The following is a 21,172-nucleotide window of genomic DNA, read 5'->3' as shown; positions in this document are numbered from 1 at the left end:
CGCGCTTCACCTGCGGAACGGGCGTCATCTGCGGAACTGAATGCGACCGCCCACCACGGTGGTGTTGACGACGGTGTCGCGGATCGCGGTTGCGTGTTCGAACAGGGCGTCGTCGTCGCCAAACTCGGTCACACTTAAGGGGTCGTGGTTGATGGCGATGAAGTCTGCGTTCATGCCCGGCTTGAGTGCGCCAGCCCGGGTTTCCATGCCCGAGGCGAACGCCGGTCCCGCTGTATGGCACCTGATCGCTTGGTAGGCTCCCATGCGGTTCTGGGCTTGGAATGTTGTGGTGGGGTCACCGGCGATGTCGGCGCGTGTCATGGCGGCGTAGATCGCCGCGAATGGGGTGGTGGGTTCCACCGGCCCGTCGGAACCGAAGGCCACGTGTGCGCCTGCGTCCAGGAGCGCGGTCCATGCGTATGCGGCCAGGTTGGGGTCTGGGCGCAGCGCGTTGAGCAGGTGCAGGTCCGAAATACAGTGCCGTGGCTGCATAGATGCGATGATGTCGAGCTTGGCAAACCGGGCAACGTCCTGTGGTTGCACGAACTGCGCGTGTTCGATCCGGGCGCGCAATGGATACCCTAAGCGCTTTTCAGCGGCTTGGCGGTCGGTTTGTGTCTGCTCGAATGCGTTGAGAACGTGATGGTTCGCTTGGTCGCCAATTGCGTGGACGATTGGCACAATTCCGTGAGCGTACGCATCCCGCATCTGCTCAATCAGCACGTTTTCCGTGGTGATCTGCATGCCATAGTTCTGCCCGGCGTCACTTCCGGTCTCATACAGTTCACCTTCGGCTGGATATGGGGAGGACATGTAGCTGGATCGTGATCCCAGGGCCCCGTCAGAAAACAGCTTGAGCCCGCCGTGGCGGTACCAGTCGTCACCCGATCCGGTGGTCCACCCAGTATCTTTGGCCCAGTCGTATTCGTCCAGGCGCAGGTACTTCACTACGCGCATGTTCAGGTCACCGCTTGCGCGCAACTGGTTCCACGCGCGTTTGGAGAACTCACCGTCGATGTCGTGCAGCCCGGTCAGACCTTCTTGCAACCACTGCTTTTGTGCGTTGCGCATGAGTTCGCCCAGCGTCTCTTCTGGCAGGTGCGGAATGACGCGCTCAACCAGCGTGGCCGCGTCTTCGCGCAGAATCCCGGTAGGTTCGCCGTGTTCGTCACGCACGATTTTTCCACCGCGCGGGTCCGGGGTGTTGCGGTCAATTCCGGCGGCACGTAGGGCCGCCCCGTTGCACCACAGCGTGTGGAAGTCGATCGACCACAGCGCCACGGGCCGATCCGGCAACGCCACATCCAGCAACGACCTATCGGGCTGGTGCCGCAGCCCCCACTTGCTGTAATCCCAACGTCCGCCGGTCACCCACTGACCCTGGGGCAGGATCGCGGCGAATGCGCGGATAGCCTCGACCGCCTCGGGCAGGGAGGTGGTTTTAGAAACGTTGAGTTCCGCTAGGGATTCCGCGTGGGCGAGCGCGTGCAGGTGGGCGTCCACAAAGCCGGGAATGACCGTGTCGCCGCCTAAGTCAACGGTTTCCACGCCCGAGGTGTTCGCCTTCAAATCTTTCGCATCGCCCACCGCTGTGATGGTTTCGCCGTCCGTGAGGATAGCGGTGGCGTGCGGGTTGGCGGGGTCGAACGTGTGGATGTTCGCGTTGACGAAAAGTTGGGTCATGGGGCCAGTGTAGGGCTCCCGCTCGCTTTGCGCCGTCTCACTCAACCGAAATGCGAATTAGCGCACAAAAGAATTGCTATATTCACTAAAGTTTGGATAACCTAACCTTACTTACACGTCAGATCATCAGGAGACGATATGAAACTTCGCCGGCTCACAGCGGCACTTGCGACCGCCACGGCGCTCACCCTCACTATGAGCGCGTGCGGCTCGGGCACCCCAGGAGAAGAAAACGCGTCCGGGGAAACCATCTCGATTGAGGACAACTCGGGAACAGTTGAAGTCCCCAAAGACCCTAAGCGCGTGGTCGCTCTGGACAACCGCTCATTTGAAACGCTGGAAAGCTGGGGAATCAAACCTGTCGCTGCTGCAAAGAAGCTCATGCCGGCGGACAACCCACAGAAAAAAGATGACTCCATTCAAGAAGTGGGAAACCACCGTGAGCCCAACTTCGAAGTGATCGTGGCCTCCAAGCCCGACCTAGTCATCACCGGCCAGCGCTTCCGCGACCACGGTGAAGAGGTCAAGAAGTACGCTGGCGACGCTCCGGTTGTGAACCTTGAACCACGCGAAGGCGAAGACCTGGGCGAAGAGCTCAAGCGCCAGACCACCACGCTGGGCGAAATCTTTGGCAAGCAGGACGAAGCCAAGAAGCTCAACGAGGACTTTGACGCGTCCGTCAAGCGCGTCAAGGACGCATACAACAAGGACGAAAAAGTCCTGTCCGTCATCACAACTGGTGGCAACATCAACTTCGCGGCCCCGCACAGCGGTCGCACATTGGGACCGGCATATGACATGCTGGGGCTTACTCCGTCCCTGGAAGTGAAAGACTCATCGAGTGATCACCAAGGCGACGACATTTCGGTTGAAGCAATCGCTAAATCCAACCCAGACTGGATCATGGTCATGGACCGTGACGCGTCGATTAGCGCAAACAAAGGCGAAAAGTACACTCCTGCAAACGAACTCATTGCAGGGTCGGAGGCCCTGAAGAACGTCAACGCGGTGAAGAACAAGCACATCGTGTACATGCCGCAGGACACCTACCTCAACGAAGGCCTGCAGACGTACACCGAGTTCTACAACCAGCTGGCCGATGCAATGGAAAAGAAGTAATGCACACCAACTGCGGAGACTTTGAGTGAAGTCTCACAACAAATCAGCGACACCCGCGGAACGGAGCACGGCTCCCACCGCGGGTAGTCGCGTTTCTAAAGGCGCCCGAGGTGGTACAAGCTCCCGAGGTGGTGCCAGCAACCGTGCCGGTGAGGGTAACCGTGCTGACAAGGGCAACCGCGCCCCGGCGGGAAGGCTGTTTACGTGGCCACTCATTATTGGCGTCATTGTCACCGCAGCCTTGGTGACGGTCAGTCTGTTCGTGGGCGAATATGACATTTTTTCGGGCCAAGACGGAGCGTCGATCTTCCAGATCACCCGTATCCCCCGCACGATCGCTCTGGTGTTAGCCGGGGCGGCCATGGCCATGAGTGGTCTGGTCATGCAGATGCTCACGCAGAACCGGTTCGTGGAACCCACCACCACCGGAACTACCGAATGGGCCGGCCTGGGCCTCCTGCTCACCATGGTGATAGCCCCGGACGCCAGTGTTCTCACCCGCATGGTCATCGCGGTGGCGTCTGCTTTTGTGGGAACGCTGATCTTTTTTGCGTTCTTGAGTCGCATCCAGCTTCGCAGTTCAGTAATTGTGCCCATTGTGGGGCTCATGCTGGGCGCGGTTGTGGGTGCGCTGTCGAACTTCATTGCTCTTCAAACCAACCTGCTCCAAAGCCTGGGGATCTGGTTTGCCGGGTCGTTCACCTCGGTCTTGCGTGGCCAGTACGAACCGCTGTGGATTGTGGTTGCCGTGGTCATCGCTATTTTCATTGCTGCAGACCGCTTCACGGTTGCTGGCCTGGGTAAAGACATCGCCACCAACGTGGGCCTGAACTACAACCGCATCATCCTGTTGGGAACCGCACTGGTTGCGCTGGCCTCTGGCCTGGTCACGGTGGTCGTGGGGAACCTGCCGTTCCTGGGACTGGTAGTGCCCAACGTGGTGTCGCTGTTCCGTGGCGATGACCTACGTTCCAACCTGCCGTGGGTGTGCCTGGCCGGAATCAGCCTGGTCACCATATGCGACCTGGTAGGACGCACCATCATCGCACCGTTCGAAGTTCCCGTGTCACTCATCCTGGGCATCATCGGGTCGATCGTGTTCGTGGCCCTTCTCCTCCAAAGGAGGCGCGGACGGTGAGCAAAACAACTCAGGTGACGGACACCTCGGCCCGTTCAACCCACCCACTTCCCACCCCACGAGCCAGGCGCCGGTACGCCATCATCGTTGGGGTGCTGATTGCGCTGACTGCAGGGATCACATTTGGCACACTTTCGTGGGACAACCCCATGCCGTTTGGCTCCGAGGGGTTCTGGCTGATCGCGCAGCTGCGAGTCCAGAACTTGCTGGTGATCGCGTTGGTGGCGCTGTGCCACTCGACTGCGACCGTGGCGTTTCAGACCGTGACCGGCAACCGCATTCTGACCCCGTCGATCATGGGTTTTGAGTCCTTGTACACGCTCATCCAGACCGGTTCGGTGTTCTTGTTTGGGATCGCTGGAGGGTCGGTTCTGCGTGGCACGCCGCAGTTTGTTCTGCAGACCGTGGTGATGGTGGTATTCGCGGTGTTGCTGTATTCGTGGTTGCTGTCCGGCCGCCGAGGTGACCTCCAGACAACGCTGCTCATCGGGTTGGTCATTGGGGGCGGCTTGGGCGCTGCTTCGACGTTCATGCAGAGACTGCTCACGCCCAGCGAATTCGACGTGCTGACGGCGCGTCTGGTGGGGTCGATTGCGTCAGCCCACGCGGAATACCTGGCGATCGCTGTGCCCGTGTGCCTGGTAGCGGTGACGCTCTTGGTGCTGATGAGCGGGCGACTGAACCTGCTGGGCCTGGGGCGTGACACTGCTGTAAACCTGGGGCTGAACTACAAGAAAAACTTGATCATGGTGCTGGGCCTGGTCAGCGTGCTCATGGCCATGACCACAGCACTTGTGGGGCCACTGACGTTCTTTGGGTTCCTGGTGGCCATGATTTCGTACCAACTCGCCGACACCTACGACCACTACCGAGTCTTCCCTGTTTCATGGCTCACCGGGTTCGTGGTTTTGGGAGGAGCGCACTTTATTTTGAAAAACATTTTCTACGCCCAAGGATCCGTGGGCATCATCATTGAGCTGGTGGGAGGCACGTTCTTCCTGGCATACATTCTCAAGAGGGGACGACTGTGACATTAAGCAAACAGGCGAACCGAGGTGAGGTTGAACACGAAGGCGCGGGCGCGGTTGCTGATGCAGGCGCGGGCGCGGGCGCGGGCCAGGGCGAGGCTGTGACACCTCCTCAGGGCCGCACCATCCTGTCACTCCAGCCCAGGGAGTCCAAGGGATCCACGGGGTCCGCGGCATCCTTGGCTAAGCCTGGGGCGTGCGCTGGCGACGGGTGCGACTCGTGCGAGTTTGGTGGCCCGGACCCCAGCCTGGCCATTCGGATTGAGAACGTCACACGCCGGTATTCCGACTCGGTGGCGATCGGCCCGGTCTCCCAGGTGATCCCCGGATGCGGCGTGACCGCGCTGGTAGGCCCCAACGGGGCCGGAAAATCCACGTTGCTCACCATGATGGGGCGCCTCATGGGCATGGACACGGGCACCATTTCTATGGGTGGCTTCGACGTGACCTCAACCCCGTCTAAAGAATTGGCCAAGGTGGTGTCGATTCTGCGTCAGGAAAACCACTTCGTCACTCGCCTTACAGTGCGACAGCTGGTGAGCTTTGGGCGCTTCCCCCACTCAAAGGGCCGCCTCACCAAGCACGATGAAAAGATCATCAGCGACGCGATCGACTTTCTGAGTCTGACGGAACTTGAGGGTCGCTACTTGGACGAACTGTCCGGTGGTCAGCGCCAGCGCGCGTACGTTGCCATGGTGTTGGCGCAGGACACGGACTACGTTCTGTTGGACGAACCGCTGAACAACCTGGACATGCAGCACTCGGTGACCATGATGAAGCACTTGCGCCAGGCTGCGCACGAGCTGGGTCGCACCGTGGTGATTGTCCTGCACGACATCAACTTCGCCGCCACCTACGCGGACCACATTTGTGCCATGAAAGACGGTCAGGTGGTGGAGTTCGGCACTCCGGAACAGATCATGCGCGACGACATCCTCACCGGCGTTTTCAACACCCCCATCCAGGTGTTGGACGGGCCGCGCGGCAAGATCGCGGTGTACCACTAAGTACGTGGACTGAGTTGGCTTGGTAGCGGCGCTGCAGGTTTTGGCGCCGTGCGTCGCGCCTGGCCTCAAGCCGTACTGGTGAGGAACTCCAAAAGGTCCGAGGTGTCAGCCGCCACCACTGGCATGTCCCGTTCCGTGGGTATGTGGACGTGGCAGCCGGCTTCGCGGGCGATCACCGCTCCCCCGGCCCAGTCGTACACGCCCAGGCCCCGTTCGTAGTACGCGTTGACGCGCCCTTGCGCTACTTGGCACAGGTCGATTGCCGCTGAGCCCATGCGCCGAACGTCGTCGAACCGTTCCATAATGTCGATCAGTGCACGGAATTGCCGGTCACGCCGCTCCTTCCCGTAACCGAATCCAGTGGCCACCACGCTGCCTCGCCTCCCCGCGGGGGTGCCGGAAAGGCGGGCGACTCCCACCTCGGCGGGGGTGAGAATCCGTTGCATGTCAGGGAGACCTGCGGTCATCCACGCGCCCGCCCCCGAGGTGGCAAACCAGGTGGTGTTCATGACTGGCGCGGCGACGAGACCGGCGAGCCACGTGCCCTGGGCCGGGTGGTCAGGGCTGGCGAGGCGCACGCCGGCCGAGAAGCAGTAGTGCTCGATGCCACGGACGAAGTTCACGGTCCCGTCGATGGGGTCGATGTGCCATTCGCAGGCCGGGATGTGGGTGTGGTCTGGGATGTCGAGGAGGCCGGGCCATGCGGACGGGTCGAACGGCGTGGGCTCCACCTTCTCTTCGCCAACAACCGTGTCACCTGGGCGAACGTGGTTGAGGTAGCCGGTAACGATGCTTTCGATTTGGGCGTCGGCCACTGTGACAAGGTTATTTGGGTTGTCTTTCGCGTCGACGGTTGCGTCGCTGAGTTGGGCGGACCAATGGTTCATCCGTTCCCACGCCATGACGGCGGCGTTGCGGGCGATGACGAGGAGGGGCGCGTAGGGGTTTTGGTGGGCCGAGGTGTGAGTGGCGGTGGGCTGATCCACGTGCGTCCTATTCGCTAGGGTTTTGAGTTCCTACCTCATGTCTAACAGCTGCGGCGCCTTGAGGCACGCCACTTTGTACTCCGCTGGTGCTTCCGATGGACTTTTCGTTGCTTTCGTTGGTGTCTTGGTTGGCTGGGTCTGGGTCGCCTGGGTCCTTGTTTGGGTCCTGGCTTTGGTCGGTTGAGGAAGTTTTGCCGGTTGAGCCGTGACGCCGCACGATCTCTTGTGCTGCTTGCGATGACATGCCTGCAGCTTCGGCGATGACCGAAAAAGTCACTCCTGCTTCTCGCGCCTTCACAACGGACGCAATGTAGGCGGCGTTGATACGCGACCGCTGTTTTGAAATCCGACGGACTGAAGACACGAGCGCTTTTTGCTCGGTAGACAGCGGTTTAGGACGGCGTGACATTCGTTCTTCACACTCCCGCTTCTTGCTCGTGGAGCTTCCGTGGCCCGCTTCCCCGCGAGCTACCCCAAATTTCTTTCTTACTGACACCGTGCGTGTCTGCAATTTGAGACTGTTCAAACACTAAGACACCCACAGTGAACAACTATTACACATCACTGCACAATGGTGGATGGCGAACGTTGCGCGAGACATTTTTTGAGACGAGTGGCGCACGACTTGCAGGCGCTTGCGCCCGCTACGCCTTTGCGGTCAGCACGGGCACGTCAGCTTCGAGGAGAATCCGCTGGGCTTGCGAGCCCAGAATGAACTTGCCAATTGCTGAACGCTTGCGCAGGCCAATCACGATCAGGTCGCATCCGTGTTCAGCGGCGAAGTCGTTAAACGTTCCCACCAGGTCGTCTTCGTGTGTGGGCTGTTCGATTCGCGCTTGCACCTGGTGCTTTTTGGCCACCGCGAGGATGTCTTCACGTGCTTGCTCGTTCAGATTCGTGATAACGTCCGGGGCTCCTTTGCGAGGCGACGTGATCACGATCGCGTCAGTTCCGCGCACGTGGGCTTCACGAAAACCCACTTCAAGTGCAGCCTTACCTTCTGGAGCCGGGAGGTAGCCGATGAGAACAGTCATACGTTCAGTATATCGATGACATGTTTCCCACTTAGCGCGCTCAGCGTGCGTCCGGGTTTAACATTTGGGGAACTTGAGGCGGGTGAGACGGCGCGAAACGAGCGATACGGCGCATTATATTGCGCAGTTTCGCTCGTTTCGCGCCGTCTGGCCCTGGCGCCCACCCCACAGGACAACCACACCTGCCCGCAACTGCACGTCCAGGGTCACTTCTTCACACCTCGGCGGGTGGGGGCCGAGTCATTTGGATACAGTCGAGCTCGATCTTGCGCTCCGACTGTAGCCAAAGGACCCCAAAACAGTGACATAGGTCACTAAATGGTTTGATCTGGGCGCGTTTAGCTACAGTCCAATTTCTGGACTGTAGCTAAACGCGTTCCGCACCGCAGGGCGCAGCGCTCTCAGGACACGCACTCTTCAGCGAGTCGCCTTACGAAACTTGCGCAAGCGCCTGGTCTACAACGTGCTCAGCAATCGCCATCGAGCAGGTGGCCCCAGCAGCAGGTACGCTGCGCACTTGGGTGAGGCGACCTCGGGCAGAAACCACAAAGTCATCCACCAACGAACCGTCAGCGGTCATGGCTCGGGCGCGGACACCTCGGGGGCCGGGGCGCGCGGCGGACACGTTCAGGTCCGGCACATACTTGCGCGCGCTTTCCAAATACGAACTGGGCGAGACGGCTGTGCGCGCTTCGCGGGCCGCGCTCTGAAAGTTCTTGGACGCGTACTTCCAGAACCCGCCAAAGCCCAGCGTGGACGCGACGTCGTCCAACTTGAAGCCGGACAGCCCGCGTGAGTAGCCTTCACGGCCCAGTGACAAGGACGCGTACGGGCCCACCATGAGTGCGCCGTGCGTGGTGGGGGTCAGGTGGACCGGGTTGGGGGTGCCGGGCACTGCGGTGATGAGGCCACGGACTGCCTTGGTGGATTCGCCGTTGATCTCGAAGTAGTCGCGCGTGAACGGCACGACTTTGGGGTACGGGTCCAGTCCGCTGTGTTCGGCCAAGCGGTCTGCTTGCAGGCCGGCGCAGGCGATGACCAGGTCATATGTGCCACCGTCTGCGGTCATGGTCGATTCCTGCGCACCGGGCAGGGCCAGGCGGATGCGCGCCTCATTACCCATGGCGTCGATGCGTTTGACTTCCGAGTCGTACATGATTCGGCCGCCGGCGGCTTCGAGGTCGCGGGCAAACGCGTCAGTGATCTTGCTGTAGTCGGTGATGGCCGTGTGGGACGAGTGCAGGGCGGCGATTCCGCGCACGCCGGGTTCGACTTCGCGCATCTGGGGGCGGTCAAGCATGCGCACGCCGGGCACGCCGCCGGCTTGCGCACGTTCAAACATGGTGTCCAGGCGTTCGAGCTCGTCCATGTCTTGTGCGACGACCAGTTTCCCGCACTCGTTCAAGGGCAGCCCGTTCTGCGTGGTGTACGCGGTGAGGAGTTCGACGCCTCGCCGGTGCAGTTTGGCGTTCGTGCTACCAGGTTCGCAGTCCAGCCCCGCGTGGACCACGCCCGAATTGTGGCCCGACTGGTGCTGCGCCAACTGCGATTCTTTTTCGATCAGGGTGATGTGTGCTTGTGGTTGTTTGCGCGTAAGTTCACGCGCAACTGCCGTTCCGATGATTCCGCCGCCAACAACTGCAATGCGCTTTAGCTCCATGGTTCAAGTGTGCCAGCCCAGACGGCGCAAAACGAGCGAAACTGCGCAGTATATTGCGCGGTTTCGCTCGTTTTGCGCCGTTTCGCCTGCCTTTTGGCCCCGCTCAACACGAACTGAATAGACTTTGGGGCGTGAGCACCTACGAACTCGACTGGACCGGCCGCGCTGACGCAGTAGCGGCCGCCCACACCCCTCCCCGCGCGGAGGTGGGGTATGTGGGGGTGTTGGGGGACACCTCGGCCGAGGCGGCACCCACCCCCGCCGGAACCGCAGCTCCCAGCGGAACCAGTACCGAGGCGGCACCCGCCCCCGCCGGAACCGCAACTCCCAGCGGGCCCACCCCCACACTTCCGTCCACGGGTTCCATGGTGGTCGAGGGCGACAACCTGGACGCACTCAAGCACCTGCGCCAAACCCACAAAGACCGCGTATCAGTGGTGTACATCGACCCGCCGTACAACACGGGAAACGCGTTGCCGTACCGCGATACTTTTGGGGTGGCTGGGCACGCGGGGTGGATGTCGATGATGTTACCCAGGCTTATTGTTGCCCGTGATCTGATGCGTAAAGACGGTGTCATTTTCGTGTCCATTGACGACCGTGAGCACGCGTTTTTGACGCTGGTGGGCCACCAGGTTTTTGGGGAAGAGAACTTCTTGGGGTCGTTTGTGCACCAGCGCGCCAGGGGTGGAGGCCAGGCTCGGACGTGGATTCGCGGGCACGATTACATCGCGGTGTGGGCCAAGGACGCGTCACTGGTGGACGGGTTTTGGCAGGAAAAACGCCCGCCTGCCAAGTACGAAACCATCGACGGTGCGCGCTACCTGGTTGAGGACGATGTTTTGCGCACCACGTTTGGCCGGTATGAGCGTGGCACGGAGCGGCGGCTGATGTATGAGGACATCGAGGCGGTGCGCGGCCCGGCGAAGAAGGCGCAGGTCGATGCGTGGTTGGCTGCCGGCACTCACATTTTGCGGCCGTGGGGTGATGGCAAGCATGCGGTCGTGCGGATCACGCCCGCGGAACAGGCGGCGTCCAAAATGTATTCGATCGTGCGCGCGCTGGGGCATGAGGGGCGCAACGACCTGGTGGCCCTGGGGTTGGGCGGCCTGTTCACGTACCCCAAACCGGTGTCGCTCATGCGCACGTTGGTGCGTTCGCGCACGTTCTTTGATCCCGAGGCGGTAATCCTGGATTTCTTTGCCGGTTCCGGGACTACGGGGCAGGCTGTCATGGAGCTCAACGCTGAAGACGGCGGACGGCGTGAGTTCATCCTGGTACAAAAGCCCGAGGTGTTGCGGCCCTCCGCTGGCGAGTTGGACTCGAAAGAGGCCGCCACCCCAGACTCCATCACCATCAGTGAGTTGGCGAGGCGCAGAGTGGTGGCTGCTGCGAAGGCCACGGGTTGCGACCCGGCGGCTCTCACAGATGTGCGCCTTGACTGACCACAGGCGTGCGCCCGAACTGAACAAAACAATTCGATATCAACGTGTGAGCCACTGCACACATCATGCGTAAACCGAACTAGTGTGTGCCCCACGGCAGGATCAAAGGAGATACGCATGAGTGAGCCACACCAACATCCCGGTAGCTACACACATGAGTCACGTGACTCAATTTTCAACAAAGCAATGGGCCGTCTCGATGCACTGTTTGTAGGCTTCGGCGCCATGATCGGCTTCGGCTGGATTGTTCTCGCTGGAGGGTGGATTGAACAGGCCGGCACTGTAGGAGCGCTTCTCGCGTTTGTTGGTGGCGGTGTCATCATGGCATTTGTTGGTGTCGTGTATTCCGAACTCGTCGCTGCCATGCCTTTGGCCGGTGGAGAGCACAACTATCTGATGCGCAGCATGGGGCCAAAGATCGCCATGATTGGCTCGTGGTGCATCGTGGGCGGATACATCACGGTGGTGATGTTCGAAGCCGTAGCCGTACCCAAAACGGCACTGTACTTGTTCCCTGACCTCAATAAGGTTTACCTGTGGACAATCGCGGGATTCGATGTCTATCTCACGTGGGCACTCGTGGGTGTCATCACCGCGGTTGTGCTGACGTACATCAACATCAGAGGCGTCAAAGTCGCTTCACTTGTTCAGACGTTTGTCGTCTCGTTCTTGCTGATCGTGGGTCTGCTTCTGGTTTTCGGGTCCTTCACCGGCAGCGAAATGGAATATGTTGAACCCCTCTACTCTGGGGGCTTTAGCGGCTTTGTCACGGTGCTCGTGGCCGTTCCATTCCTCTTCGTGGGCTTTGACGTACTCCCCCAAGCCGCAGAAGAGATCAACGTCAAACCGCGCCAGATCGGCAAACTCGTCGTGTTCGCGGTTCTCATGGCCGTGGCCTGGTACGTCGTCATTATTTTCACCACCTCGGTGTCCATGCCCCACGACGAAATTGCTGCACTCAACGCAGAAGACGGTCTGGTCACAGCCGATGCCCTCACCGCGATGTTGGGCCACCCCATTTGGGGCAAAATCGTGATCGCTGGAGGGCTCGCCGGGATCATTACCAGTTGGAACGCGTTCCTGATGGGTGCGTCACGACTCATGTGGGCAATGGCTAATTCGGGAATGATCCCTGCGTGGTTCGGCAAAATTCACCCACGTTACCGCACTCCAGCCAATGCGCTCCTGTTTATCGGGGCATTGTCGGTTGTGACACCGTTCTTGGGTTCGAAGATGTTGGGTTGGGTCGTGGATGCCGGTTCACCCATGATTGTCATCACGTACTTCCTGGTGTCAGTAGCGTTTGTTCTGCTCCGCAAGCGTGAACCTGACATGGAACGCCCCATGCGAGTTGGAGGCAAAGGCAATGTCGGAATCGTGGTGGGTGCGATCGCTGCGGTCCTGTGCCTGCTCTTGTTTGTCCTTTACCTCCCGGTGACACCGTGGTCAGCTGAGCTGGCGTGGCCGTCGTGGACAATGTTCGGACTGTGGCTCATTGCTGGAGTCGTGATGATGTTCCGCCTCCCGGGCGGTGTAACACCAGGTCCTAACGCGGAGCACGATCTGCTCGCCAAACTGGGCAAGAACCACTAACGAGACGTGTGGGTACACGGTGGCACCAACCGTGTACCCACACATTCACCTAGCTACCTCTTACACCTCAGGCCGCGGCACAGGAACCAACTGCTCAAGCGCCGCCGAAACCTCAAACACCGGCGCGCAGTCATACGGGTGCCCCACGATCTGCACACTCGTGGGCACACCCGCGCTCCCCACGCCGCTGGGCATTGCCATGACTGGCCTGCGGTTGGCAATGTTGAACGGCACCGTCATGTGCCCTTCCCAGTAGAAGTCCAGGTTCCCGGCCTCGCGCTCCACCTCACCTAGGTAGTCGCAACCGGCGTCCAGGTCCTCAATCGCCGAGGTGGCCGTCACCAACACGTCGTACCCCTCCATGGCGCGGGTGAGGGTGTCCTGGATCTGGGACTCCAACGCCAGGCTGTCCACCAGGCTGGTTTCACGGGCGGCCTGCGTGGTCGACTCGACCATGAGGCGCGTGTAAGGCTCGAAACCACTCAAATACCCATCCACGGACTGGAACAGCTTCGCCCCAAAAATGTGCCCGAAGTGGCTCATCGACGCCCGTGTGATGGTCTCCAAGTCAAGCCCCACGTCCACGGTCTCAACCACCGCACCCGCACCGGCTAGCGCCTGCGCCACGCGGTCGACACCCGCTGCCACAACTGGGTCGAGCGTGTACGCCCCCAGGTCAGCACTGACCGCCACGCGCTTACCAGCAAGCAACTGCCCAGCCTCACCAAACTCGTGCGGGTAGTCCTCTACCGGGACCGTCGCGTTGTCGTACGGATCAACCCCGGCGATCGCGTTGAACACATAAGCGGTGTCGGCAACACTGCGCGCCAAAACGTGGTCGCCACGGTACCAGTCATTGTTCGAAGGGTGCGTCCCCGGCGTGGACCCAAAAGGCGACTTAAACCCGGGCAACCCGTTGAACGCGGCGGGGATTCGCGTGGAACCCGCAATGTCTGACGCGGTGGCAAACGGCGCCAACCCGGCAGCCACCGCACCCCCTGATCCACCGGACGAACCACCCGGCGTCTTATCGAGGTTAAACGGGTTGCGACTGATCCCCCATTCGCGCGTGTGGCTAAACGTGGCGCAGGAAAACTCCGGCGTGGTGGTACGTCCCAGGGGGATCGCACCGGCTGCCCGCAGTCGCGCCACGATCGGGTGGTCGGCCTCCGCCACCGCGCCGGCCAGCGTCTGGGACCCGCGCGTTGCTGAGTACCCGGCCAGGTCATGCTGCTCCTTCAAAAGGAATGGCACGCCCAGAAGGGGTTTGTCAGCAAATACCGCCGAGGTGTCCCCCACTCCCCCTTCCCTCGCGCCCGAGGTGCCTTCCGACTGCCAGCGGAGCACCGCCTCGGCACGGTGGGCCTCTTCGAGTGCCAAGTCAGGCAGAGTATCAATGACACAGTTGATGTGGGGGTTGACGTGTTTGATACGTTCAAGGAGGTGCGTAATGAGCTCAACGGGTGACAATCCTTGCTGATATGCCTGGAGAACTTCTTTTACGCCCATGTAATGTAGGTCACTCATACACGTAGTGTGGCATATTCGTTCACTGCCCATGCATTATCGCCCGTACACTGGAAGCTAAGCCTGCCAAATTCGCTCGGAGTCGCACATGAAGGATTCTGCCCGTCGCAGGGCGCGTCACATCACAATTTTTCTGGATGTGGACGGTGTGCTGAACTCGTTTCCCGTTGAAGGTAAGCGGTTCAAAAAAGAGGGCCGTAAAGAAGTGCAGGCGTGGAATTACATTCTGCATTTTCGGCCCAAGATCATTAAGGCGCTAGAGAAGATCGTGAAGACTCGCGACGCTGACATCGTGTGGCTGTCAACGTGGTCGGCGTTGTGTCGCACTGAGATTGAGCCCAAGCTCAAGTTTGAACGCTCCTATCCCATCATCGAGATGCCGGATGCCACGTATAACCGTCACGCCGGGGATCACACCAAGTGGTGGAAGTCCCTTGCCATAAAACAGTGGCTGGCTGACAACCCGGGCAAGCGCGCGGTGTGGGTCGATGACGACTTGGCGCATGAGAACACGCGCCAGTATTTCGAGCAGACGTATCGGAACCGGATGCTGTTGATCGCACCGGAGTTTCAGTTCGGGTTAACTGAAGAGCAGGTCACGTCGATTGAAGATTTTTCGTACCCGCGCCCTAGCGGTTCGGAGCCCATGAACACCAGTGACTTCGTGGTTGCCCCGGCGCATGACGCAGACAGCGACACTGACGCTGAACGCGAATCGGACACGTCCCAACCTACGTTCGACCCGGAGCCCACCCCGCACGCGGGCCCAGACCCGGAGACCCCGGCCAACACCCCGCACGCGGGACCGGACCCAGAGACCTCGGCCAGCACCCCGCACGCGGGCCCAGACCCGGACACACCTACCGCTCCGAGCTCAAATGAGTAGCTCCCCCACCGTCGGCCTGTTGGACTCGGGCCTGGGTTTGGTGCCGTTCGCGGTGGCCGTACACCATGAACTCCCCCTTGTGAACCTGGCCCTTGCGCTGGACCCTGACTTTGCCCCGTATGGCGCGCTCACCTCGGCACAGATCGAGGAACGCGCACTGGTTTCCGCCCGCACGCTCGTTGACGCGGGAGCCCGCGCCTTGGTGATCGCGTGCAATACGGCCAGTGTGCACGCGCTATCGGCGGTGCGTGAACAGTTCGAACCCGACATCCCGGTGATCGGCACGGTCCCAGCGGTGAAACCTGCGGCGGCCACCGGCGCTCCGTTCGCGGTGTGGGCCACAACAGCCACCACGGGGAGCGCGTACCAACGCTCGCTCATCAGCATGTACGCGGGCGATATCAACGTGTACCCGGTGGCGTGCGCCGGACTGGCCCAGGCCATCGACTCCGCCGGCCCGGAAACCATCGACATCGCCCTTTCCGCCGCCGTCACCGCGACACCTCGGGAAGCCCAGTCCATTGTGCTGGGGTGCACGCACTACGGGCTGGTGGCAGACCGCATTGAGGCAGCGTTTGACCGTCCCGTCACCCTGTTTGATTCACCCCAGGCGGTTGCCCGTCAGTTGGCGCGCAGGCTCGCCGTTGAGGTGGTTTCTGAGGGCCCCGCCGAGGTCGTTCCAGCACCCGCGCCCCTTCCCCTTTCGAGTAGTTCGGCTGGCCGGCTCACACACGTGTTTTTGTCCGGCCGACCAGGGCATTTACCCCCAGCAGTGGGGGCCTACGGTGTGGGGCGTGAGCTGTTGGCGTTACAGGATAAAACGGAATAATTCAGAGTCGTATAGCGCTTTACAGGTACATGCTTAAAGGAGTGACATGTTCTCGCTGATTTACCGTCAGGCGCGTAACTTTTTCTTAGCGCAGGGTATTTTCGCAGTACTAGCCGGGTTGGCAATCCTGGTGTGGCCGGGGCAGTCGTTTGTTGTCGTGGCATACATTTTCGCCGGTTGGTTGTTCGCTGACGGTCTCTTTTCGCTCTTCTTATGGTGGCGCGCACGGCGCATGCCCGGTGCTCAACTGTCAGTGGGTAAGGGGATCATTCAAATCCTCCTGGGCATCATCATCGCCATGATGCCCGGTGTTTTCGCGTCGATCATTCTGGTGATCGTGTCCCTGGCTGTGTTCCTCATTGGTGCGGGACTGCTCATGACCGGTTTGGTCCTTAAACCTACGGGGAACCGTTCGTGGATCGCGTTTGTGGTCTGTGGCGTGTTGGCATTCGTGGGTTCGGTCGTGATCTTGATGTTCCCACGTGAAAGCACTCTGGCGTTGCTGACACTGGTGTCCGTGGTCCTGCTCCTCGTTGGCGCTGCGTGCTTGGCGTTGGGCTTCAAGTTCGGCAACACCGCGCAGAACCTGGAAGACCGTGAGCGCGCGTACTCCAACCCCAACAATGACGGCCGAGGCGACGTCATCGAAGGCACCGTAGAAGACACGGGCAACGACGACACCCCGCCAGAGATCAATCGCTAACGTTCACACCGTAAGTTTGGCGCGCACCTCGTTACGCGCTTCTACCAGGTTCGCTAACGCTGGGCGCACTTCTTCATACTTACGAGTCTTAAGACCACAGTCCGGGTTCACCCACAGACGCTCACGTGGCACGTGCGTGATCGCAGCCTCGAGCAAACCAGTGAGTTCTTCTACCGTAGGCACACGTGGCGAATGGATGTCATAGACACCTGGGCCCACGCTCCGATCGAACTCCTCAGGGTCCAGGCTGGCCAACAGTTCCATGCGTGACCGAGCAGCTTCAATACTGGTGACATCCGCGTCCAGAGCGTCGATCGCAGCGATCACCTGGCCAAACTCCGAATAGCACAAGTGCGTGTGGATCTGCGTACCTGGATCCACACTGATGCTCGACAAGCGGAACGCATCCACTGCCCAAGCGATGTAGTCCGCACGGTTATCTGCACGCAACGGTAGCAACTCGCGAAGCGCCGGTTCATCAATCTGAATGATCCGCACTCCAGCCGATTCCAGTTCAGCAACCTCGTCGGACAGTGCCAACCCGATCTGCTCAGCCACCGTTGACAGTGGCACATCATCGCGCACGAACGACCACGACAGGATCGTCACCGGGCCGGTGAGCATCCCCTTGACCGGTTTATCGGTCAAGCTGGCAGCATAGGTCGACCAGGGAACCGTGATGGGTTCTGGCCGGTGAACGTCACCAAACAGGATGGGTGGGCGGGTACAGCGACTTCCGTATGACTGCACCCAACCGTTATCGGTCACTGCGAAACCAGCTAGGTGCTCAGCGAAGTACTGCACCATGTCGTTGCGCTCGGGTTCACCGTGAACAATGACGTCGAACCCAAGCTCCTCTTGTAACTTCACGACCTGAGCGATCTCTGCACGCATGGTTTCCGTGTATTCGTCCTCAGAAATACGGCCACTGCGCAGGGCGGCGCGAGCTTGGCGCACCTCGGGCGTTTGAGGGAACGACCCAATCGTTGTGGTGGGCAACAGCGGCAGGCCAAGGGACTCCTGGGCCTGACGGCGCTCTTCAACACTGCCAACGCGTGTGCGGCGCTCACCAATGCTAGCCGCCCGCGCCCGCACTTGCTCATCAACCACGCGTTCGGATTCGGCGCGCGTGCGCACCGCCCGGGCTGAGCGGCTGAAAGCAGCCTCACGGACGCTGACAGGGTCCGCAGCACCCTCACCATGGGCATCCAAGGCAGCTGCGAGCGCTTCAATTTCCGTGACTTTTTCTTCTGCAAAGGACAACCAACCGGCCACGTCCACGGGGAGTCGTTTTTCCGCGCTCACCATGTACGGGACGTGCAGCAAGGAGGTCGAGGTGGACACAGAGACATCGTGGCCGCCACCTTGCAAGGATGTCAGTACGGCAAGCTCAGCTTCGAGATCGGCTGCCCAAATGTTCCGGCCGTCAATCACGCCGGCGACCAGGCGGGCATCCCCAAAGTCCGTGGCCTTCAACCGGTCTAGCCAGTCAGGGTCAACACGGCGGGTGGCAGCGGAAAGGTCAACGCCGAGCGCCTCGGGGCCCGCCTCAAGTAGCTTGTCCAGCCCTGCGCGCAGGGAACCGTAGGGGGCGGTGATGAGGACCTGCGGGCGGTCTGTAGCGGCCAGCAGCCGTGCGTGCGCCTGGCCTGCGCGCTGTGCGAGGTCCTCGTCTGAAATCTCGTCGAGGTCGGTCACCAGGATCGGTTCGTCGATCTGCACCCATTCCACCCCAGCGGTGTGCAGGGCTGTGAGCAGTTCAGCGTAGGTGTCTACCAGTTCGTCGAGCCGGTCAAGTGGTTGCCGGGTAGCGTCCTCAGCTGGTTTCGACAGGGCCAACAGGGTCACCGGCCCTAACAGGACGGGGCGAATCGTGTGCCCTGCCTGGCGCGCTTCGTCGACGAGTTCCAGGATCCGCTGGGGGCGGGCGGTGAACGTGCGGTCGTCAGCGACCTCGGGCACTAGGTAGTGGTAGTTCGTGTCGAACCATTTGGTCATTTCCAATGGCGCCTGCTGGGCCGTGCCACGGGCCAGCGCAAAGTACTCACCCAGGTCAGTGCCGGTGGGGTCCTCCCCCACGAGCCCAGCGGTCAGTGCCGCGTCCAAAACTTGATCGTAGGCGGAGAAGTCGCCGGGGATCGCATAGTCGGCCACAAGGCCCAGGTCACGCTGCCGGTCATAGGAGGACAGGCGCAGGCTGTGTGCTGCTTCTGCGTATTCGGTTTCGTCAATAGTGCCGGCCCACAGCGCTTCAAGTGCGCGCTTGAGTTCACGGCGTGGGCCGATCCGTGGAAGTCCGGTCACTGTTGCGTGAGGGAATGGGGTGCTCGAGGTGCTGGTCATGGTGTGTCCTTTCGGTTGTTTGTCAGCCTGGCGCGGGTTTGGGGGCTCAGGCGTGCCAGTAGTTCGGTGATAGTTGTTGGGTCGTTGAAGGTGTAGAAGTGCAGGCCGGGAACCCCTACCTCGACCAAGGCTTCGACGAAGTCGGCGGTCAGGCTCAACCCAATTTCGTACTCTTCAGCCGGGCTACCCGCCGCGGCCAAAGCCTGCGCGATGTACGCCGGCGGGGTGAGGCCTGACAGGTGGCACATGCGTGTGAGCCGGGCACTTCCGGTGATGGGCATGATGCCGGGAATGATCGGTAGGGTGACGCCGGCTAGGTCAGCTCGGCGGGACATTGTGGTGATCTGGGCGGGGTTGAAAAACAGTTGAGTGATGGCGAAGTCGGCGCCGTTGCGTTGTTTGGCAGCCATCACATCGATGTCTTCTTCTGGCCGCTTGGACTCGGGGTGTCCGCTGGGGTACGCGGCGACCCCAATAGCGAAGCGACCTGCGCACAGGCGGGCCACCTGGTTGCGTTCGACCGAGCGCAACAGCGTGACCAGCGCGTCGGCATGCGCCAAGTGCCCGGCGGGAGGAGCGGTAGCCCCCGGCGCCAAGTCGCCGCGGATCGCCAAGAACCCGCGTACACCTGAGTCAATGTAGCGTTCGATCCAGGTGACCAGTTCTTCGCGTGGCGCTGCGGTGCATGCCAGGTGGGCTAGTGGGCGCAGGCGCGTGGTGGCTGACAGTTGCGAAATGAACGCAGCTGTTCCTGCTGACCATCCGGTACGCACCGCCGAGGTGACCGCCACATAGTCGGGGTCATAGGACGCCAGGAGGTCCAGGAGTTCCCCTGACCGTTCCTTCTGTTCCGCGCTCCTGGGTGGCATGACCTCGAAGGACAAGGCCAGACGTGATTCCGCTTGCTGGCGGACCTTTTCTTGCGAAGCGCCCACCAGCGTGGTTCCCGCAGAAGGTCCCGAGGTGTGGGTATCGAGGGGTGCTGAAGCAGATAGTGTGGTCACTGGTACCTCAGCTCGCGTGGGTACGGGTGGGGGTGTCAAGGAGGTCTGCGTGGTGGATGGCGGCGACGTTCGGGTGGGAACGGAGCCGGGATTCCAGCGCGTTTTCGCCGTAGACGGCGTAGAGCGCGTCGCGTTCGTCAGCACTTACGCCGCGTGCCTGGGAGGCGAGCTCTTCAGGAAGTGTGAGCTCTGGCAGGCTGGCACGCAGGGACGGGTTGTAGAAGAACGGAACGGAGATGCGGTCTTGGCCAGGAGGTGTGGGCAGCACCCGGTGGACGGTTGCGCGCAAGTACCCTCCGGTGGCCACTTCCAGCAGTTTGCCAATGTTGACCACGAAGGTGTTTTCGATGGGTTCGACGTCGATCCATGTGTCCTGGTAGTTCACCTGCAACCCGGTGGTGCCGGGTTGAGGGTACAGCAAGGTGAGCACACCGCCGTCACGGTGCGCACCCACACCTTGCGTGATCGCACTTTCCTCAGCGGTTCCTTCTTTGGAAGCGTTGGTCGCTGCCGCCTCGGCGGTCACTTCAGCAGGCGTCACGGTAGGTGCCGGGTAGCGGATGATTTTGATGAACGACTCTGGGTCGTGGGCGAAAGCAGAGGCGAAAACGTCTGCGGGCTGCCCCAGGCTCAGAGCCCATTCAGACAGCAAGCGTTCGCCTACGACGGTGAGTTTTTTGTGCCATGCGTCGGTGACGGTTTTGAGCTCTGGGAGTGATTCCGGGTACAGGTTAGGGCCGGTGAGCCGGTCGTAGGTGTGGAGTGGTTCGCTGATGGGTTCACGGTGTGGGCCGATGTCGATCTGTTCGCGCCAGTCCACGTTACCCAGCGTGCGTTCCCCGCCCACGCGGGTGTAGCCGCGGAAGTGGGGCGAATTGGTGTTCTCGATACTGAGTTTGTCTTTTTCTGGCAGGGCGAAGAACCGCTGGGCGGTCTCCAGGAGATCAGTGAAGTCCGAGGCGGGAATGCCGTGCCCGGTGAGGTAGAAAAACCCTACTGAGTGGGTGACGTCGCGGAGTTGTCGACGGAAGTCGTCCGCGTGCTGTGGATCGTCAGCCAGTGACAGATCGAGGATTGGAAGGCTAGACAGTGACATTGCGTGCTCCTTGGTCTGAGGTGAGTGACTGTGGAGCCTACGCTAGGTTTAGAGAAGCAGGTGCGCTGGCAGTGGTGTCACACCGCGTCTT

General features: G+C 60.9%; 18 protein-coding genes. 9 read left to right on the top strand and 9 right to left on the bottom strand.

The features are described 5' to 3' along the window. Positions 1-24: 24 nt before the first annotated feature. The gene (locus tag JOE56_RS06400) at positions 25-1,683 is read right to left on the bottom strand and encodes an amidohydrolase (RefSeq protein WP_204515328.1); all 1,659 of its coding nucleotides are present in this window, start codon (positions 1,681-1,683) and stop codon (positions 25-27) included. A gap of 138 nt (positions 1,684-1,821) precedes the next feature. Here JOE56_RS06400 and JOE56_RS06395 point away from each other — a divergent pair, with 138 nt between their 5' ends. The 4 genes from JOE56_RS06395 (at position 1,822) to JOE56_RS06380 (ending at position 5,975) form a co-directional block, all read left to right on the top strand. Continuing rightward, positions 1,822-2,802: a siderophore ABC transporter substrate-binding protein gene (locus JOE56_RS06395; protein WP_204515327.1), complete on the top strand. Its 981-nt coding sequence runs from the start codon at positions 1,822-1,824 to the stop codon at positions 2,800-2,802. A 25-nt stretch (positions 2,803-2,827) separates the two neighbouring features. Further along, positions 2,828-3,940 (top strand): ABC transporter permease, encoded by a 1,113-nt coding sequence (locus JOE56_RS06390; RefSeq protein ID WP_420867784.1) that lies wholly within the window; start codon positions 2,828-2,830, stop codon positions 3,938-3,940. Then, entirely contained in the window at positions 3,937-4,971 is a 1,035-nt protein-coding gene (locus JOE56_RS06385) for an iron chelate uptake ABC transporter family permease subunit (protein ID WP_204515326.1), read from the top strand. The genes JOE56_RS06390 and JOE56_RS06385 overlap by 4 nt, the downstream gene beginning before the upstream one ends. Before the next feature lie 251 nt (positions 4,972-5,222). Then, on the top strand, positions 5,223-5,975 hold the full coding sequence (locus tag JOE56_RS06380; RefSeq protein WP_204516083.1) for an ATP-binding cassette domain-containing protein: 753 nt from the start codon (positions 5,223-5,225) through the stop codon (positions 5,973-5,975). Between the two features lie 65 nt (positions 5,976-6,040). On the opposite strand, the gene JOE56_RS06375 is transcribed toward JOE56_RS06380, so the two are convergent. The 4 genes from JOE56_RS06375 to lhgO form a co-directional block, all read right to left on the bottom strand. Then, positions 6,041-6,961, bottom strand: a complete 921-nt coding sequence (locus JOE56_RS06375) for an inositol monophosphatase family protein (RefSeq protein ID WP_204515325.1) — start codon at positions 6,959-6,961, stop codon at positions 6,041-6,043. Between the two features lie 7 nt (positions 6,962-6,968). Beyond that, positions 6,969-7,325: a hypothetical protein gene (locus JOE56_RS06370; protein WP_204515324.1), complete on the bottom strand. Its 357-nt coding sequence runs from the start codon at positions 7,323-7,325 to the stop codon at positions 6,969-6,971. Positions 7,326-7,605: 280 nt separating this feature from the next. Then, positions 7,606-7,995: a universal stress protein gene (locus tag JOE56_RS06365; RefSeq protein ID WP_204515323.1), complete on the bottom strand. Its 390-nt coding sequence runs from the start codon at positions 7,993-7,995 to the stop codon at positions 7,606-7,608. 430 nt (positions 7,996-8,425) lie between these two features. Further along, complete coding sequence (gene lhgO / locus JOE56_RS06360; protein WP_204515322.1) at positions 8,426-9,655, bottom strand: L-2-hydroxyglutarate oxidase; 1,230 nt, start codon at positions 9,653-9,655, stop codon at positions 8,426-8,428. A 131-nt stretch (positions 9,656-9,786) separates the two neighbouring features. On the opposite strand from lhgO, the gene JOE56_RS06355 reads away from it, so the two are divergent. After that, positions 9,787-11,100: a DNA methyltransferase gene (locus JOE56_RS06355; RefSeq protein ID WP_204515321.1), complete on the top strand. Its 1,314-nt coding sequence runs from the start codon at positions 9,787-9,789 to the stop codon at positions 11,098-11,100. 117 nt (positions 11,101-11,217) lie between these two features. Continuing rightward, positions 11,218-12,693: an APC family permease gene (locus tag JOE56_RS06350; RefSeq protein WP_204515320.1), complete on the top strand. Its 1,476-nt coding sequence runs from the start codon at positions 11,218-11,220 to the stop codon at positions 12,691-12,693. Positions 12,694-12,753: 60 nt separating this feature from the next. Here the strand turns inward: JOE56_RS06350 and JOE56_RS06345 are convergent, their stop codons facing one another. Continuing rightward, positions 12,754-14,220, bottom strand: coding sequence for an amidase (locus tag JOE56_RS06345; RefSeq protein ID WP_204515319.1), 1,467 nt, complete (start codon positions 14,218-14,220; stop codon positions 12,754-12,756). Between the two features lie 88 nt (positions 14,221-14,308). Between JOE56_RS06345 and JOE56_RS06340 the strand changes: the two genes are divergently transcribed. From JOE56_RS06340 to JOE56_RS06330, 3 genes are read left to right on the top strand one after another with little or no spacing between them, the layout of a single operon-like run. Further along, on the top strand, positions 14,309-15,106 hold the full coding sequence (locus tag JOE56_RS06340; protein WP_204515318.1) for an HAD domain-containing protein: 798 nt from the start codon (positions 14,309-14,311) through the stop codon (positions 15,104-15,106). Then, complete coding sequence (locus JOE56_RS06335; protein ID WP_204515317.1) at positions 15,099-15,935, top strand: glutamate racemase; 837 nt, start codon at positions 15,099-15,101, stop codon at positions 15,933-15,935. Before JOE56_RS06340 ends, JOE56_RS06335 begins: the two co-directional genes overlap by 8 nt. A gap of 46 nt (positions 15,936-15,981) precedes the next feature. After that, positions 15,982-16,638, top strand: coding sequence for an HdeD family acid-resistance protein (locus JOE56_RS06330; RefSeq protein WP_204515316.1), 657 nt, complete (start codon positions 15,982-15,984; stop codon positions 16,636-16,638). A gap of 3 nt (positions 16,639-16,641) precedes the next feature. Here the strand turns inward: JOE56_RS06330 and metE are convergent, their stop codons facing one another. From metE to JOE56_RS06315, 3 genes are read right to left on the bottom strand one after another with little or no spacing between them, the layout of a single operon-like run. Beyond that, entirely contained in the window at positions 16,642-18,981 is a 2,340-nt protein-coding gene (gene metE, locus JOE56_RS06325) for a 5-methyltetrahydropteroyltriglutamate--homocysteine S-methyltransferase (RefSeq protein ID WP_204515315.1), read from the bottom strand. Beyond that, a complete protein-coding gene (locus JOE56_RS06320; RefSeq protein ID WP_204515314.1) occupies positions 18,978-19,985 on the bottom strand; it encodes a methylenetetrahydrofolate reductase in 1,008 nt (335 codons plus the stop codon). The genes metE and JOE56_RS06320 overlap by 4 nt, the downstream gene beginning before the upstream one ends. 7 nt (positions 19,986-19,992) lie before the next feature. Beyond that, positions 19,993-21,081: an isopenicillin N synthase family dioxygenase gene (locus JOE56_RS06315; protein WP_204515313.1), complete on the bottom strand. Its 1,089-nt coding sequence runs from the start codon at positions 21,079-21,081 to the stop codon at positions 19,993-19,995. Positions 21,082-21,172: the final 91 nt, after the last annotated feature.

The sequence above is a fragment of the Brevibacterium paucivorans genome (genome assembly GCF_016907735.1).
Classification (GTDB): domain Bacteria; phylum Actinomycetota; class Actinomycetes; order Actinomycetales; family Brevibacteriaceae; genus Brevibacterium; species Brevibacterium paucivorans.
The sequence above is the reverse complement of the archived record's forward strand: the minus strand, read 5'-3'. Positions and strand labels throughout refer to the sequence as shown.

Excerpts from the sequence above, each read along its gene's own strand:
- JOE56_RS06365 (WP_204515323.1), bottom strand. The coding sequence starts at position 7,995 with ATGACTGTTCTCATCGGCTACCTCCCGGCTCCAGAAGGTAAGGCTGCA.
- JOE56_RS06395 (WP_204515327.1), top strand. The coding sequence starts at position 1,822 with ATGAAACTTCGCCGGCTCACAGCGGCACTTGCGACCGCCACGGCGCTC.
- JOE56_RS06340 (WP_204515318.1), top strand. The coding sequence starts at position 14,309 with ATGAAGGATTCTGCCCGTCGCAGGGCGCGTCACATCACAATTTTTCTG.
- JOE56_RS06400 (WP_204515328.1), bottom strand. The coding sequence starts at position 1,683 with ATGACCCAACTTTTCGTCAACGCGAACATCCACACGTTCGACCCCGCC.
- JOE56_RS06315 (WP_204515313.1), bottom strand. The coding sequence starts at position 21,081 with ATGTCACTGTCTAGCCTTCCAATCCTCGATCTGTCACTGGCTGACGAT.
- JOE56_RS06345 (WP_204515319.1), bottom strand. The coding sequence starts at position 14,220 with ATGAGTGACCTACATTACATGGGCGTAAAAGAAGTTCTCCAGGCATAT.
- metE (WP_204515315.1), bottom strand. The coding sequence starts at position 18,981 with ATGACCAGCACCTCGAGCACCCCATTCCCTCACGCAACAGTGACCGGA.
- JOE56_RS06350 (WP_204515320.1), top strand. The coding sequence starts at position 11,218 with ATGAGTGAGCCACACCAACATCCCGGTAGCTACACACATGAGTCACGT.
- JOE56_RS06330 (WP_204515316.1), top strand. The coding sequence starts at position 15,982 with ATGTTCTCGCTGATTTACCGTCAGGCGCGTAACTTTTTCTTAGCGCAG.
- JOE56_RS06335 (WP_204515317.1), top strand. The coding sequence starts at position 15,099 with ATGAGTAGCTCCCCCACCGTCGGCCTGTTGGACTCGGGCCTGGGTTTG.
- lhgO (WP_204515322.1), bottom strand. The coding sequence starts at position 9,655 with ATGGAGCTAAAGCGCATTGCAGTTGTTGGCGGCGGAATCATCGGAACG.